The organism is Stenotrophomonas sp. YJH_SMC_80 (assembly GCF_059372495.1).
On sequence record NZ_JCAFVP010000003.1, the window covers coordinates 481191 to 496678 of the forward strand.

At 64.3% G+C, this 15488-nt stretch carries 17 protein-coding genes; 4 read left to right on the forward strand and 13 right to left on the reverse strand.

Features of this window, described 5'->3' with window-relative positions; all coding sequences use genetic code 11:
- The first annotated feature begins 8 nt into the window (after positions 1-8).
- The gene (locus tag AC5P99_RS08100) at positions 9-746 is read left to right on the forward strand and encodes an SDR family oxidoreductase (RefSeq protein WP_005409112.1); all 738 of its coding nucleotides are present in this window, start codon (positions 9-11) and stop codon (positions 744-746) included.
- Entirely contained in the window at positions 740-2161 is a 1422-nt protein-coding gene (locus tag AC5P99_RS08105) for an efflux transporter outer membrane subunit (protein ID WP_088435614.1), read from the forward strand. The genes AC5P99_RS08100 and AC5P99_RS08105 overlap by 7 nt, the downstream gene beginning before the upstream one ends.
- 41 nt (positions 2162-2202) lie before the next feature.
- Here the strand turns inward: AC5P99_RS08105 and AC5P99_RS08110 are convergent, their stop codons facing one another.
- Complete coding sequence (locus AC5P99_RS08110; protein WP_005409114.1) at positions 2203-2580, reverse strand: VOC family protein; 378 nt, start codon at positions 2578-2580, stop codon at positions 2203-2205.
- Between the two features lie 139 nt (positions 2581-2719).
- On the opposite strand from AC5P99_RS08110, the gene AC5P99_RS08115 reads away from it, so the two are divergent.
- Positions 2720-2983: a hypothetical protein gene (locus tag AC5P99_RS08115; protein ID WP_049395953.1), complete on the forward strand. Its 264-nt coding sequence runs from the start codon at positions 2720-2722 to the stop codon at positions 2981-2983.
- 50 nt (positions 2984-3033) lie between these two features.
- Here the strand turns inward: AC5P99_RS08115 and AC5P99_RS08120 are convergent, their stop codons facing one another.
- The 7 genes from AC5P99_RS08120 to AC5P99_RS08150 all read right to left on the reverse strand — a co-directional run bounded on the left by AC5P99_RS08120 (position 3034) and on the right by AC5P99_RS08150 (position 9418).
- Complete coding sequence (locus AC5P99_RS08120) at positions 3034-3990, reverse strand: toll/interleukin-1 receptor domain-containing protein (protein WP_088435613.1); 957 nt, start codon at positions 3988-3990, stop codon at positions 3034-3036.
- A 35-nt stretch (positions 3991-4025) separates the two neighbouring features.
- Positions 4026-4877, reverse strand: a complete 852-nt coding sequence (locus tag AC5P99_RS08125) for an endonuclease/exonuclease/phosphatase family protein (RefSeq protein WP_088435612.1) — start codon at positions 4875-4877, stop codon at positions 4026-4028.
- Positions 4878-5032: 155 nt separating this feature from the next.
- Positions 5033-5275: a hypothetical protein gene (locus AC5P99_RS08130; protein WP_005409117.1), complete on the reverse strand. Its 243-nt coding sequence runs from the start codon at positions 5273-5275 to the stop codon at positions 5033-5035.
- Between the two features lie 133 nt (positions 5276-5408).
- Positions 5409-5642 (reverse strand): hypothetical protein, encoded by a 234-nt coding sequence (locus AC5P99_RS08135; RefSeq protein ID WP_006433851.1) that lies wholly within the window; start codon positions 5640-5642, stop codon positions 5409-5411.
- 87 nt (positions 5643-5729) lie between these two features.
- Positions 5730-6434 carry a PA1136 family autoinducer-binding transcriptional regulator gene (locus AC5P99_RS08140; protein WP_049449221.1) on the reverse strand — a complete coding sequence of 235 codons (705 nt, stop codon included), beginning with the start codon at positions 6432-6434 and terminating at the stop codon, positions 5730-5732.
- A gap of 5 nt (positions 6435-6439) precedes the next feature.
- Positions 6440-7312 carry a glyoxalase III HchA gene (hchA, locus tag AC5P99_RS08145; protein WP_049449252.1) on the reverse strand — a complete coding sequence of 291 codons (873 nt, stop codon included), beginning with the start codon at positions 7310-7312 and terminating at the stop codon, positions 6440-6442.
- An 84-nt stretch (positions 7313-7396) separates the two neighbouring features.
- On the reverse strand, positions 7397-9418 hold the full coding sequence (locus AC5P99_RS08150; RefSeq protein ID WP_088435611.1) for an esterase/lipase family protein: 2022 nt from the start codon (positions 9416-9418) through the stop codon (positions 7397-7399).
- Positions 9419-9571: 153 nt separating this feature from the next.
- Between AC5P99_RS08150 and AC5P99_RS08155 the strand changes: the two genes are divergently transcribed.
- On the forward strand, positions 9572-10033 hold the full coding sequence (locus tag AC5P99_RS08155) for a methyltransferase family protein (RefSeq protein WP_043035469.1): 462 nt from the start codon (positions 9572-9574) through the stop codon (positions 10031-10033).
- 13 nt (positions 10034-10046) lie between these two features.
- Here AC5P99_RS08155 and AC5P99_RS08160 read toward each other — a convergent pair whose 3' ends face one another.
- The 5 genes from AC5P99_RS08160 to AC5P99_RS08180 all read right to left on the reverse strand — a co-directional run bounded on the left by AC5P99_RS08160 (position 10047) and on the right by AC5P99_RS08180 (position 15318).
- Positions 10047-10529 carry a hypothetical protein gene (locus AC5P99_RS08160; RefSeq protein WP_043035468.1) on the reverse strand — a complete coding sequence of 161 codons (483 nt, stop codon included), beginning with the start codon at positions 10527-10529 and terminating at the stop codon, positions 10047-10049.
- A gap of 81 nt (positions 10530-10610) precedes the next feature.
- Positions 10611-12101, reverse strand: coding sequence for a hypothetical protein (locus tag AC5P99_RS08165; RefSeq protein ID WP_133050682.1), 1491 nt, complete (start codon positions 12099-12101; stop codon positions 10611-10613).
- Between the two features lie 172 nt (positions 12102-12273).
- A complete protein-coding gene (locus AC5P99_RS08170; RefSeq protein WP_495213023.1) occupies positions 12274-12849 on the reverse strand; it encodes an HGGxSTG domain-containing protein in 576 nt (191 codons plus the stop codon).
- Complete coding sequence (locus tag AC5P99_RS08175; protein ID WP_495213024.1) at positions 12839-13393, reverse strand: hypothetical protein; 555 nt, start codon at positions 13391-13393, stop codon at positions 12839-12841. Before AC5P99_RS08175 ends, AC5P99_RS08170 begins: the two co-directional genes overlap by 11 nt.
- Entirely contained in the window at positions 13390-15318 is a 1929-nt protein-coding gene (locus AC5P99_RS08180) for a YfjI family protein (protein WP_495213025.1), read from the reverse strand. Before AC5P99_RS08180 ends, AC5P99_RS08175 begins: the two co-directional genes overlap by 4 nt.
- Positions 15319-15488 lie beyond the last annotated feature (170 nt).

Here is a 15488-nt window from a genome sequence, read left to right on the forward strand (position 1 = left end):
ATGCATCCATGAATACCCATCAGAACAAGATCGCGCTGGTCACCGGCGCCACCCGTGGCATCGGCCTGGAAACCGTGCGCCAGCTGGCCCAGGCGGGCGTGCACACGCTGCTGGCCGGTCGCAAGCGTGAGACCGCCGTTGAGCTGGCGCTGAAGCTGCAGGCTGAAGGCCTGCCGGTCGAAGCCCTGCAACTGGACGTGACCGACGCGGCCAGCATCGCCGAAGCGGTCGAGCAGGTACGCCAGCGCCATGGCCGCCTCGACATCCTGGTCAACAATGCCGGCATCATGATCGAGAATCCCGCGCAGGCGCCGTCGGAGCAATCGCTCGAGACCTGGAAGCGCACCTTCGACACCAACGTGTATGCGCTGGTGGCGGTCACCCAGGCATTCCTGCCGCTGGTCAAGCAGGCCAAGTCCGGCCGCATCGTCAATGTGTCCAGCATGCTCGGATCGCAGACCCTGCACGCGGATCCCTCCTCGGGCATCTATGACTTCAAGATTCCGGCGTACAACGCCTCCAAGGCCGCGGTGAACAGCTGGACCCTGAGCCTGGCCTACGAACTGCGCAACACGCCGATCAAGGTCAATACCGTGCATCCGGGCTACGTCAAGACCGACATGAACGGTGGCAACGGCGAGATCGAAATCAGCGAAGGTGCACGCTCCAGCGTGGAAATGGCACTCATCGGTGAATCCGGTGCCAGCGGCAGCTTCACCTACCTGGGTGAGGTGCTGCCATGGTGATCCGCACGTTGGCGATGGCCGTCTCCAGCCTGGTGCTGGCGGGCTGTGTCAGCGTCGGCCCGAACTACAAGGCGCCGGTGCAGGAACCGGTGGTGCTGCAGGGGGCGCAGCAGCCGGTGTTCAGCACTACCTCGCCGGTGGCCAGCTGGTGGGCGCAGTTCGATGATCCGGTGCTGGAAGAACTGGTGCACGGCGCACTGTCGGACAACCTGGACCTGCGCGTGGCCGTGGCCCGCGTCAGCCAGGCCCGCGCGGTGTTCGTCGAAAGCCGCTTCGACCAGGCCCCGCACATCACCGCGGGCGGCGGCTACGACCGCCGCAAGCAACCCGATCCGCAGCTGGGTGGGCAGCGGGTGTTCAGTGAAAGCTACCAGCTCGGCTTCGATGCCGGCTGGGAGCTGGATCTGTTCGGCCGCAAGCGCCGTGCAGCAGAAGCCGCGCGCGCCGACCTGGACGCCGAGCAGGCCAACCTGGCCGATGCGCAGGTACTGGTCGCCGCCGAAGTGGCACGCAACTACTTCGAGCTGCGCGGTACGCAGAAGCGCATCGCGGTGGCCCAGCACACCCTGGTCAACCTGCGCGATACGCAGAAGCTGACCGAGGCGCGCTGGGAGCTGGGCGCCGGCAGCGAGCTGGACGTGCAGAGCAGTCGCGCCCGGCTGAAGGCGATCGAGGCCGATATTCCGCTGCTGGAAGTGGCCGAAACGCAGTCGCGCAATCGCCTGGCGGTTCTGCTGGGCCAGCGTCCGGAAACGCTGACCGCCATGCTTGCGCCGCACGACGTGCCGGCATTTGCCAAGGCGCTGCCGCTGGGCGATACCCGCGAGCTGCTGCGCCAACGCGCCGACGTGCGCGTGGCCGAGCGTCGCCTGGCCGCTGCCACCGCGCGGGTGGGCGTGGCCACTGCGGACCTGTTCCCGCGGCTGTCACTGTCCGGTTTCGTCGGCTTCCTTGGCGGCGACGCCAGTGGCCTGGTCAATGGCAACAACAAGGCCTGGTCGCTGACGCCGTCGCTGAGCTGGGCCGCGTTCGACTTCGGCACCGTGCGTGCACGCCTGCGTGCCAGCAAGGCTGAAGCCGAGGGCGTGGCGGCGCAGTATGAGCAGGCCGTGCTGCTGGCGCTGGAAGACACCGAGAACGCGCTGACCCGCTATTCCAAGCAGCAGGCGCGGCTGGCGATCGTGGTCGAGCAGGCGCAGGCGGCACGCCGGGCTGAGTCGCTGGCGCAGATCCGCTACCGCGAGGGCTCGGAAGACTTCCTGACCCTGCTGGATGCGCAGCGCACGCAGCTGGCGGCCGACGATGCGTTGGCGGCGGCTGAGTCCGAGGTCAATGTCAGCGTGGTGGGCGTGTACAAGGCGCTGGGTGGCTGGGGGCAATCACCGCAGCCGCCGAGCGTGGCGAAGGTGCAGTAACCGCAGGGGACGGAAGCAGTGGCTTCCGTCCCTTTCTTCTGTCAGGGCCAGTGATTGGCCGGTGTGTCGCGCTCGCGCATGCGCACGATGCAGAAGCGATGGCCGGTGGGTGCTTCCATCACCCACCAGCGTTTGACGAAGCCGATCCGGCGCGCGCCGAGTTTTTCCAGTCGATCTGCCTCGGCATCGATGTCGTCGCTCTCGATGTCCAGGTGCACCCGTGAGGGGTGAGCGACACGTTGCACTTCCACGTTCAGGCCCGCGGGTGCGCCCTGCAGGTCGGCGTACTCGGCGCCATCTTCGCCATACGATGGCTGCGCCTGCAGGCCGAGGGCGGCCGCCCAGAAGCGTGCGCCTTCGTCAGCGGGCGTGTCCTGGCAGTCGATGATGAATCCGGCCAGACGGCTCTGGTGCGCCATGACGTCCTCCGCAGATCGGGAATGGAGGGAGGGTAGCGCGTCGCTTGCTGTGGACGTTGTCACAGTCATGACGTTTCTGACTCTGCCAGAACCGGGGCCTGCGGTGTAACTAGTGGGGCAGATTCCGGGAGGGATGGCGATGAGCGACGACAAACGTGATACCCAGCGCATGCTGTTTGGTGATCCGGGACCGCCTGGCGCAGGGCTGTCGGTAGCGGTCGTAGTGCTGATGGTGTTGGCTACCATGGCGGCTGCGATCGGCTTCATGCGCCTGCCGGACCAGATGCTGGGGCTGGGCCTGATCGGCATCTCCGTGTTTCTGGCGGTCGGTGCCCGCATCTGCCAGGCACGCAACCAGCATCAGGCGCTGTACCGGCTGATGTCGCGACAGCCGCGGCATTGAGATTGCACCGCATTGAGATCCTGAACGAAGCAATGGCCACACTTCCAGAATTACACTTGGCCTGCAGGTGGGAATAGACGCGACATCACGCGGTAGCCATCGGAACTATTCAGTAACGTTCTAATGATCTCTTCTCCATCAACATGAAATGATTCATGGGACTTGATGTAGCAGAAAAATTCTTCAGCAAGAACGGAGCCGGCTGAATTGAATGCTCCATGCAGCTCCGGCCTTGAACGGTCAAGGAACAGCACCGAAGCAACAGCAGTTCCCAGGGCCCGCATCGCGAGAGAAGGACCGCTATGGTCCCAGAGCCAGCGACCCTTTGCCGGACAGAAGTCCTCGTTGTCATCGTGAATCATGTAGTTCCAGTCGGGGCTCTCGTACATCCAGTCTGGTGGCGTAAGGAGCCTGCCGTTGTAGAGAACTTCATGGGTTCTCGCTGAGCCGGTAAATCTCACTCCGTGGTGCTGAAGCCAGCAAAGTGCACGTTTGCTCAGTGCGTGATACTCGAGACGCTGCTGTACCCCCTGTGTAATCTGGGCTTGCGTGGATCCATCGGTTGCCGCGAGCAGAAATTCACCCAATGGAATGCTTTCCGAATGCAGTTCGGTGAGATCCAGGTATGCTCGTCCTTGTAGAACAGGAGGGAGTGCTGTGCGGGCTTCAGCATCGAGGATGACTGGGACGATTCGCACGTCGGACTGATCCACGTGCTTCTCCAGCATAGCCAGTTCGCGATTCAATCCTGAGCCGGGTCTCGACATGGCCGAGAGAAAGTCGCTGTCACAAAGGCAGAAAACGATCAGTGGGCGTTCCGCAAACGCGCGTTCAATCAGCTTGTCGATGTTTTGACCAAAACCGACGCTGTCCCTGTCCCAAAAGACTCGATACTTCCAATCCAAGTTGCGGACAATGTCGCTACGGATCCATTCCTTTGCATGAAATTGCCCGCCCCAAGCGTAAGAAATGAAGACAGATGCATCTTCGCGCCAAGGTGTGTCCATTCAGTCAGTATGATTGTTTTGGATTCGACCGGATTCTACTCAGGCCAGTCCAGCTCGACCACCAGCGGGAAATGATCCGACGGCAGCACGCCGTCGATGCGACGGTCATCGGTCAGGAAGCTGCGTGCATGGAAGCCACGCACCAGCACCCAGTCCAGCTGCACGGTGGCCTTGCCGGTGAAATCGTGGAAGGTCAGGCGTGGCCCCTGCGGAACCTTCACCTGAGTACGGGTGTCCTGCAGCAGGCGGGTGAATGCCTTGTAGGTGTCACCACCGGGCTCGCTGTTGAAGTCACCCGTCAGGACCACCGGCAGATCGGCCGGCAGGGCTTGCACGCGCTTGCCGATCAGCTCGGCACCCTTCACCCGGCGCGGTTCATCCTCGTCGCGGTAGGGCAGGTGGGTATTCATGAAATAGAAACGACGGCCATCGTCCAGGCGGCGGAACAGGGCCCAGGTGACCATGCGCGGGTACAGGTTGCCCCAGGTGATGCTGCCGGGTACGTCGGGCGTATCGGACAACCAGAAGTTGCCGGACTCCTCGATGGCCAGCACCTTGCTGTCGTAGAACACGCCCATGTGTTCGTCACCGCTGCCACCACGGCGGCCTTCGCCGAACCAGCGGTAGCCGGGCAGGTGTCCGGACAGGTAGTCGGCCTGCTCCTTCACCAGTTCCTGGGTGCCAATCACAGCCGGGTGCGCATCGAGGATGACCTTGACCATGGCATCGCGGCGGTCGGGCCAGCGCTTGCCCGGTTCGGTATCGGCCGGGGTGCGTACGTTGAACGACATCACTTTGAGTGGCGCCGGTGCAGCAGCCCAGGCGACGGCAGGCAGCGCAAGCGCCAGCAGCGCACACAGCGCGGGGCGACGGAAACGCGACAACATCGTGGAATCCCTCCATTCCATGAAAACGGTTTCATGGAGCATGCCATGGAAGGTGGGGGCAGCGGTATGCCGGGATGGGCGGATGCAGGTGCCGGGCGGGCGGTGAAAGCGCCGCCCGGCGGATCGCGCGGGCGCGATCAGGAGGTCATGGGTGCTCAGTCGGCAGGCAGGTACCACTGGCCATTCTGGTCAATCCAGTACACCCGGATGTAGGGAGTGCCGTCCTCGTCGAAGTACGTCACTTCGCAACGTTGATGGTAATAGGGCCCCATCTTGACCCGGACGCAGTTCGTGTTCTCCGGACCACCGCCACCACCGCCGGCGGTGGCCTGGGACGGCGTGGAGAGAGCTCCCACGGCAAACATCAGTGCGGCCATCGAGGCCAGGTGCAGTTTCATGGGCATCATCCTTGTGTCTGCAATCGCGCATCTGCGCGGTGTCGTGCAACTACCCCCGATAGCGCATGCGATCAAGCGGCAGCTGCTGCATGCGCGCCGGCCTGGCGGGCGGTCCGGCGCAGTCCCCCCTGGCTCAGTCGCGCAGGTAAGGGTTGCCGTACTCGTCAATCCAGTATTCGGCGGTGTAGACGTTGCCGAATTCATCGGTGTAGGTTTCCGTGCAGTGGTGGTGGACGCGGTTGCGGTCCACATTCACTGGCACACAGGAAACATTCTCTCTCGGGACCCCTGTGTTGGCGTCCGCCACCGGAGCCAGGGTTGCAGTTGCCACCACCAACGCGGCCATCGCGGCCAGTTGCAGTTTCATAAGCATCATCCTTGCTTTCTGCAATCGCGCACATGCGCATGGCGTGTGTAACACGCGAGCCAAACCGCCGGAAGTGCCTCGCCGCGATCAGTCCTCGATCTCGCCGCGTCGATTGGCAGCACGTACCGCCTGCGCGGTGGTTGCCACCCCCAGGCGTTGGCGCGCGTGGCGCAGATGGTTCTCCACCGTGCGCGTGGAAAGCCCAAGCGTGGCCGCGATCTCAGCCTGACGGCGCCCGGCGGCAACCCAGCGCAGCACTTCGCGCTCGCGCGTGCTCAACGCGCTTCCTGAAAGCTCGGCAGGCGATTCGACCAGATGGCGTGCGGCTCGGAATGCTGCGGTTGCAGCAGCCGCCAGCTGCAGGCGCGCGCTGGCCGACGCGTCGATCGACGTACCGGCAACGCTGATCGCGCCCTCCAGGCCGGTGGTGCCGAACACCGGCACCTGCAGACCATGCAGGCCTTCGCCGCGTGGCTGCTTCACTATCTGGTAGCGTTCGCCGCGAACGCCCTGGCGCTTGCTCCAGAAGAACGGCGCGTCGCTGTCCAGCACGTGGCGATTGACCGGGCAGGCGTGGAGGTAGCCCGCAAGGTCGGTATCGCTGCCATCGCCGAACCAGTCGCCCTCGATCCAGTACACGCGTTGTGTACCGCGCTCCAGCCCGGTGCCGGTGGCGAACACCAGCACGCGGTCGTAGCCGAGTGGTGCCGCGATGCCTCGCAGGACCGCACCCACCGCGCTCAGCGAACGGGCGCGTTCCATTTCCAGCAATGCCTGCACCAGCGCGGTCATCCGGTTCAGCGCCCGGCCAGGGCGTCGAGCAGCGTGCGCGCGGCCAGCTTGCCCAGCGCATTACCGGCCAGCGGGCTGTCGCCGGTCAGCAGCAGGCGGTCCTGCAGCACGCTGCCATCGATGCCGTCATTGACGATCTGCACGCCCTGCTGCGCCAGGCGCTCACCGAAGAACCACGGCAGCTGCCCGGGCATGTAGCCGATCTCCGGCGTCTGCCGGTCCATCGCATCGGGGAAGGCACAGATGCGGTAGCCGCGGAACAGCGAACCACCATCGGCCTCGTCCACGCCTGCGGCCAGCAATGCGGCCGGGCCGTGGCAAAGGGTGATGATGTGACGTTGCTCGGCCATCGCCCAGTGCAGGGCTGCCTTTACCGCGCGACTCTGCGGCAGTCCGATCAGGGCGCCATGGCCGCCGGGGATGAACACTGCGGCATAGTCCGAATCCGCAGCAAGCCCGGCGACCACCTCATCCAACGGCAGTGGCTGGCGGAAACGCGACGCGTAACGTTCGTACAGTTCGCCGATCTCCGTGTCCTCACGCGGGAACGCCCACCACTCGAACTTGGCGGCGTTGCCGGACAGCGTGGCCACATCGATGTCGAAGCCGGCCTTGTCCAGGTGGTACATCGGCAGCAGGGTTTCCACCGGATGGTTGCCGGTGGAGAACAGGTGGCCGTTGGCAGTGGGCAGATAGCGTTCGTCCGCAGCGATCATCAGCACCTTCCAGCGGCCATCGCGGCGTGCGTCCGGATAGTCGGCACCTGACAGGTTGCTCTTGGGCGATGTGAACTGCGACAGCGAGTAGGGCGACGGGAAGAAGGCATCGCGCTCGGCCGGGTCGGGGCTGGGCTGGCGGCTGGGCTCTTGCGTGTTCATGCGGACCTCCAGTGGGGTGGTGGGATCCAGCATAGAAGGGCTGATGCGTACGTGCGATGAGGGTTTTCCCTCAGCCGCGCGCAGCTACTTCACCGTGGCCGAATGCTGCTGCATGTCTTCATGCAGGATCCGCCGCAGTTCGACGATGGCCGGCGTGGCTTCCTGCACGCTGTGCCCGGATACGATTACCTTCTCCGAATCCGCGTGCGGCAGGTGCGAGCTCCAGTAGGGCACCAGCCCGTCGTCGGTTTTTTCCAGCGGCCCATCGGCCTTGGCGCGCGCGATGATCGAGTGGTAGTGCACCTTCGGCGACATCGGCAGGTCGGCCACCGCGCGGACGAAGGGATCGTCCTTGTCCAGATTCTGGATGCTGTTCATCTGGTAACCGTGCTTGCCGTCATTGCGGTCGATCTGACCATCGTTGGCAATGGTGGCCACGTCTTCCAGCACGGTCAGCGGCAATCGCACCAGGCGACCGATCCAGCGGCCCAGGCGGGTGCCCGCCACGTCGGTGCCGCGGTGTGGCGTGGCGATGAATACCACGCGCGATACTTCCGGTTCCGGCAGGAAAGACAGCACCGGTGCGCCCTTGGTACGCAGCAGTTCACGCTGTGCCGGCGTCATCTGCGCAGTCTCCAGCAGGGTGTCGACCAGATGATCGCCGGAAGAGGAGATCATCAGCCGCGCGATCACGCCACCCATGCTGTGCCCGACCAGCACCATGTCATGCGAAGCCTGCGCCTTGCCGCTGGGGTCGAAATGCTTGAGCACTTCGGACAGTGTATGACGCATCGCATCGTGGCTCATCGCGATGGGCATGTTGGTCGGGTAGTAGAACTGCCAGACCTGGAAGTCCTGGCGGATCTCGTCGTCGCGCATCAGTTCGTTGGCGACGTTCACCCATGCTTCCGGGCTGCTGGCCAGGCCATGGATCATCAGCAGCACGCGACGGTTCGGATCGTAGGGCTGCATCATGTACAGGTGCGGCGTGTCGATGCCGCCCTTGCCACCGAACAGCGAGCGCAGCGACTGGTGGCTGAAGTTGGAACGGGCCAGCCACAACGCATAGCCGGCGGTGAAGTTCGCGGCCAGCGGAACCTGTTGGCCATGCAGGGTGACTTCCGTGACCTGGTAGGGATCGTGGATCTCCAGCTCCGGCTCGTCGTCGTGCAGCACTTCCCACAGGTTCTTTCCCGAGAAGCGCAGCAGCACCGTCATTGAAGGGGAGGGCATCTCGCTCCAGCTCTGCGCGGCCGAGGTGCTTGCCTGCGCGGCGGGCGTCGCTGCCGAAGGCGGGGTGGCCGTGCTGCCAGCCGGATCGTTCATCACCGCCACCAGCTCGGCACCGAAGCCATCGCGGCGATGCACGCTGCGCAGCGTGCCAGTGAACGACAGCGAGGCCGCCGGTACCAGTTCGGTAGGGGTACGCGTATCCAGCGGTGATGCTTCGCCTGAAGGGGCCAGCACGAAGGTCCAGCGGCCCAGCTGGAAGTGGCTGGCCTGGCCGTGCACGCGGCCCGTGGCATAGGCGTCGTACAGCTGTACCGAGGCTTCCTGCACGGCCAGGTTGTAGTAGTCGCGCACCTGGGTCTGGCGATCTTCGAAGCCGCGCTGGTTGGCGGTGCGCTCGGTGAAGAAAAGATAGGCATAGGCCTGGCGCGCGACCTGCATCCACGCATCCAGGCGCGGTTGGAAATCGGCATCCAGTTCGGTGATCGCGCTCTTGGCGCGGCCGGATGCCGAGTACTCACGCTTCGGCGCCGGCAGGGTCATCGCATACTGCAGCCACAACTCGGCCAGGCTGGAGCGCTTGTCCTCCTCGCGCACCACGATGCTGCCTTCCATGGCCTCGATGCAGGGCAGGCCCGGTTTGGCGCAGACGCCTTCGTCGAGGCCGGCCACCCGCAAGGTCTCCGTGGTCGCCGCGCTGAGCTTGCCGGAAGTGAGGATGTCACCGCGCTTGAGCGCGATGTACTGGCCGGGCGTGACCGAGGCCACCTGCACCGACGGCCCGAACTGGCGCAACGTGGCGCAGCCGCCCAGGGTGAGCAGCACAGTGATGATGAGGGTCGTGCGGCCGATGAAGCCCAAGCCCGTGGTTGCCATACGATCCTCCTGCGCGGTGGCGCCACTCTAGCGGTCGGCATGTCAAAGCGGAAGATACCGGGCGGTCGGTTTGGGGGGCTAAGGCGCTGCCATCCAAGCGATTCAGCCGGTTCCGTGTGACACTGGGGTGAATGGAGCGATGCAGGGACTGCGATGACGTGGCTTGAGACCCGGATCCCGCCGCCGCTGGTGATGCTGCTGTGCGCGGGGATCGGCTGGCTGGGGAGCCGACTGTGGCCGGAGGCGGTGTTGCCCCTGCCGATGCGGGCGCTGATGTCAGGCGGGGTGATGGCGATCGGTGTGGCGCTGAACCTGCTGCCGAAGCTTGCGTTCCAGCGGGCGCGCACCACGGTCAATCCGCTGCGCCCTTCGGCATCAAGCGCGCTGGTCACGCGCGGCATGTACCGTTACACGCGCAATCCGATGTATCTGGGCCAGGCAACGATCCTCACTGGCGCAATGTTGTACCTGCAGAACACGATCGCGTTGCTGGCTGTGCCGTTGTTCGTGCTCTACATCACCTGGTTGCAGATCATGCCGGAAGAGCGGGCGTTGCTGGCCCGCTTCCCCGACGTGTATCCGATGTTCCGCCAACGAGTGCGGCGTTGGCTGTAGCGGGCATCACCCATTATCGAGAGATCTGGCACTTCACGGCAGCGGAATAGCCTTCGTAGTCATCGCCTGCGATCACGTGCAGGGTGTGGCGCTTGTCAGTGGTCTTCACGTATGAAGGTTCCTGCGTGTTGGCGTGTTCGTTGACCGTGTTCACTGACCACGCTTTGGCCAGATGCGTGGCGTCAACGCCGTTCAAGTAGACGAAGAGGCTCTTCTCGCCCTCGGCCACGTTCACATCGGCACTGGTGACGGTGCCGCCGAACAGGGCGACCGGCTTGTCTTCCGGCTCGAAGGTGCCACCCGGTTTCCTGGCCAGGCCAGCGGCCTGCAGTGCATCGATGGCGTCGGCCTCGCTGAAGTCCGAGCCGGCCTTGCAGGCCAGCAGGGCTTCCAGCGTGGCGGTGCCGGGGGGCGCGATGGCCGGTGCCGCGGCGTGCGTGGCTGGGGTTGCGGCGAGGGTGACGAGGAACAGGGTGAGAGCGACGGGAGCTTTCATGGCAGATCCTTTAATGTGTCGCGGGATAGCCGGTGGCGGGGCGAACAGATCCCGGCCACCGGCCACATTCGGCGTGATGGGTCAGTCGAACCAGACCAGCGGCATGTCGGCATTGAGCGACATGTGGCGGAAATCTCCTAGCACCTGGGCCACGGCCTGCACGGTGTGGCAGCCCGTTCCCAGCGCGGACGATCCCGCGCTCAGGTAGCTGGCGGAGATGGTACGGGTGCTGACCGAGTCCGGTCTGGAGCCCAACTGCTGGGTGCCGAGGCTGCCCACCTGCTGGCCATCGATCTTCAGGAACAGGAACACGCTTCCGCCACCGTCGTTCGGGTCACCCTGCACGCGGGACTTTGTCGAGAAAAGCACCACGCCGTTGTGCCCCTGCGGAATGCAGACCTGGCCCTCGCCAATGACCACCTGCGAGCCCGCTGACGGACAGCCCGGCGCGAAGCCATTGGTCCCGACGCAGACATAGGCGAAGCGGCGGTAGGGGCCTGCGGCGGCGTAGTTGAATCCAGGATTCAACCCCTTTCCGACCACGCCAAAGCCGTTGGACAGCGTCACCAGTCGGGAGTTGGCGCCGAACTTGTACTTTACGTTGTTGGTGTTGGCGTCCTGCGGCTGGTAGTACGGCGATTCGGACGCGACGAAGCTGACAGTGCTGTAAGCCGGCGGATTGACGAACAGGCCTTGCGAATAGAAGGGAGCCTGCGTTTCTGCGCCACTGAAGATGTCATTGATCGACCAGGTCATCGATTCGATGCCGGGCTCCTGCTCGTTCAGGAAAATTCCCATCATGCCATCGCCGTAGTTGCCCCATGCGAACGCGCGGCCGGAAGCCATGGCCACGATGGGGCCACCGGGATTGCCGGCCTGGGCAGTCATCAGCAGCTTGCGGTCCTTGGCCTGCAACGCCATTCCTTCAGGACTGCCGACGGTATTGAAGTCCAGCTGCGCGGTGTCACTCGGAAGGCTGCTGTTGGTTACCGAGCCTGCAGATGTGATGAGCACGGAAAGGTTGCTGGCGGAGCCGAAATTGACGGCCGAACCGATGGCCTGTCCGGCCAGGTTGACCGTATGGTGTCCGGCGGGCAGGTACTTGGCACCGATGACATTGAAGGAGTGCTGTTGGGCCGATGTCGACTGCCGCCAGTCGATGTAGCTGTCGTTGGAGACCACCTCACCGTTGATGGTGATGTAGGCGTTGGCGGCAGAGCGGCCGCCAGGGAAGTACCGTCCATCCGACTGCACGTATACCCATCCAGGGGCGTTCAGATCGATGGTGCTCGAAAGCAGGGTTGCCGTGCCGGGTTGTACGCGCTGGTCAGCGGCCAGCTGCAGATAGCGGGAGCCTGGCGTGGCAGCGGAAGCCTGCCCCAGTGCCAACGCCACGGCCAAGCCCACAAACAGTGTGATGCGCTTCATCTGATGTCCTTTCAGGTTTCGGGTCACGTCGTGTGACGCAGGGACTCTACTGGATCCGGATCTCAGCTTCTGTGACTGGCTCCCGATGCGGGTGGCATCGGGGAATGTCGGGACAGCAGAGGAAGCGCCATCCTCGGAAAACAAAAAAGCCGGAACTCCATTGACGGGAGATCCGGCTTCTTGCGGCCTCGACAGGCCATACAGATGGTGGTGGGCTCTATCAAACTAAGCTCTGAAACGTAGTTTTTGCGCGGGGTTGTTTGACCTGTGCTTAATTTGTACCGCCAAAAATACCGCCATATGGTGTCTGCTTGAGCTAGTCGGTCCGGTGATTCTGCCGCAAGTTCGCCAACGCCTTGGCCTTGCCCGCCTCGGTCCTAGGGCCTGTGGATCGTCCCCCGTGAAAGCGACAACGTCGTTTGCCAGGCTCTGGCTTACCTTGGCATGGTTGGCCATCACGGTGGCGAGTCGCCCCGCACCTGTTGGCGCGCTGGTCCGTCCTTGCGGTGATCTTGCGGTCCGCTACATGTCCGGAATCATACGCGCGCACGTACGCGCGCGATGGGGGCAATAATTCCGGCAACGGCCCCGAAGTCATACGCGCCCGCGCGTCGGTGGCACGAAACTCCGGTTTTGGTGCCGAAGTCTTGGGCTGTTCTAATTGGCCATACTTTATTCCGGTCAGCTCGGCCCACTCGACCAGGATCGCATCCAGCACCGCACTGTTGGTCGCCTCTGTGCTACCTTGCCGCTCCCGCGCCTGCCGCGCCTTAAAAACTGCCAGCGCCTCCTGGCCGGGCATGTAGTCGATGCGGTGCAGGCTTTTCCGTCTCGCGCGCTGCAGGGCAGCCAAATGCCCGTTGTCACGACTCAGGTAGCCGTCACCGCTCATGGCTTACACCCCTAGAGGGGTAGCATGGCGTCCCGCTCGTAGTCTCGGCATCCTCCCGCACCCAGCGTGCGGCCAGTGGCTGCCTTGGCCGGGCAATGGGCTTGCCGGCCTTGCGACGGAAGCACCACGGGCAGGCTGTCACCGTTCGCGCGCACTCGGGCCACAGCAAGACCGGGCCACAGCCTTCGCAGGTCACCGCCACAGGTTCGCCCCAAACAGGCGGCGCGAGGCCGCGATCCAAAAAAGTCCCGGCTTCCAGCGCGCCGAGGTAAGCACGCAGGGCGATGTCGTCATGCTCACCACATCCGGCCACCTCCTCGTCAGGCAGGGCGTGGACCAAACCGGTGTCCACGCCTTCATCCTGGGCCAGGGCCAGCAGGTGGGCGCGCATGCTTTCCACCCCTGCAGTTTTTCTGGAAGGCCCGTCCTGCTCACCGCCAAAACTGACAAAAGGGGCTTTTGGCAGTTCTGTCAGTTGGAAGGATGACGCCTTCAGGATTTTTTTGCCCGTAAGCTCAGACAGTCGTTCGCGCCACGTGGTCATTCCGCCCACCGGTAGGACATGGACGGGCGCCCTCCTGTCATCTCGGGCACCTCGATCACTTGGCGGTGGTCAGTCAGCAGAGCCAGCGCCTCGGCCACGGTGTCCGGATCATCCAAACCTGCCCAGCATTTGCGGTACACGTCACGGGCAGTGAATCCATCGGGCAGGCTGTCGCGTTTGCGCAGCAGCAGGTGGGCAGCGGTCAGGCCGTTGTCGGTAGCCGGGGCGTAGATGCGGCGCGCATGGCATTCCAGATGCTCGCACCAACCCAAAGCCCTGAGCATGGCGTCAGCGGATACCGGTCCGGTGCCGTTGTCGGCTAGGTGCAGCACCAACGCCAGCCGGCCCGCCAGAGCGGGGTACTTGGCCAGGTGCGACTCCATGAAAGCCGGTTCGCCTCCGCCGCGCAGCCGCTGCATCAGCTCAGTTTGCCATTCGATGAATAGGTCCTGTGCGTCCTCGGATAGACGCAGGAATGGCACATCGCAGCCTTCGGCGCTCTCTGCCCCAACCTCCGCCGGGTTCAGCGCCCGAAGCCGCATGAATGCAGTGCGCGCGCACTCTTCAGCTCCCCGGTCCATCGGTCGGTCGGTGTAGCGCCACGATGCGGGCAGGTCGGGATAGACGGCCATCTGGAAGCGCTGCATCAAGCCATCGTCGGAGAATCCACCACGCACCGCGCCGCGTACGTATTCGGCCAGCTTGCCGGGCTGCATACCGCCTAGGATCGACACGGCGCACGCCTCGATGCGAACAGTTCCCCTGCCAATGCGGTCGGACGTATACGGCCCAGTGCCGTTCCAGCATTCCAGCCAGAACGCCCGGTCCTGCTCTCTGCCTTCCCGGTCAAGGGATGCCAGCCACCCGGCCAGCTCATCACGGAACTGAATCAGCCCGCGCGGGTTCTCGTTCAACAGCTCGCCCAGCTTCTCCACCGTGGCGTCGTTAACCACCAGGCGGGGTTCGGACGGTGCCTCATTATCAAAGCGTGCCGACTCGCCCAAGGCCCCGGGATCAATGGCCATACCTTTCTTGATCGCTTTGCGGGCTTCATCTTTGGCGTGCGCCCTACGTGCATCGGCCAATATCGCCTTACCCTCGTGTACTTGTCGGGCATGCTCGAACCCGGCCCGCTCGGGGCCAGTCACGCTCTCCAGCAGGCGCCGTGCAGGCGACAGGGCAGGACTCTTGCCGCTACTCGGGCGACCGACCACGCAGCCCCACAGGATGGGCCTTTCGTACCAATGCCCATGCGTTTTGAGCCGCACGGCAATGTGCCGTCCTCCCAGCGCAGCAGCCAACCCAACCATTGCTGGCACGGCCGTGAAGTCCAGCGGCACTTGCAAGCTGTCGGCTTGGTCCGTGCACCAGGTGCGTACGCAGTCGGGCAGTAGCGCAGGATTGAATGCCGGCACTGCTGGCAGCGGGCAGGGTAGGGGCTCTGGGGCGATAGGCTGTGCAGGGCAGCCCGCGCGCGCTGTCTTCGGATGTGCCTCCACCAGCGGCAAGGCGTTCACCGCGACCGCATCGGCCACAGGGTTGGCGGCGAGCCAGTCCACGCAGTCGCCTTTCTCTGGCAGGCCCAGTGCATCCACGTCGATGTATTCCACCGTGCAGCCAAGTGCGTGCAGTCGGGCGGCTATCTCGTCGGCGTACTTCCTGCCAGCATCATCGTTGTCTGGCCACAGGCGGACACGTCGCCCCATCAGCGGCGACCAGTCGGCACCTTCGGCACTCGATACGCTGCCACTGGTAGTGGCCAGCAGGCCCAGCCCGGCCAAGGCGTCGGCGCAGGCTTCGCCCTCGACGACGTACACAAGCACGCCATCGGGAGCTCCCGCCAGCTCATGCAGGCGATACAAGAGTTTCCCGGCGGGCGGTGCAGCTGGCTCCCCGATGACATACCCAGCACCATTCCAGTGCATCGGTCGAATCCATTTTTCGCCCGTGTCCGGATGTTTGCAGCGGATGCGCCAGAACGATGGCTCACCACAGCCTCTAGAGTATGTGTGCAAGCCCACGGGGCGCATGCCCAGGCGGATAGGGTCAGCCGCCAGTCGCCGTGCTGCATCTTTGGGCGTTTCCATGGGAACCA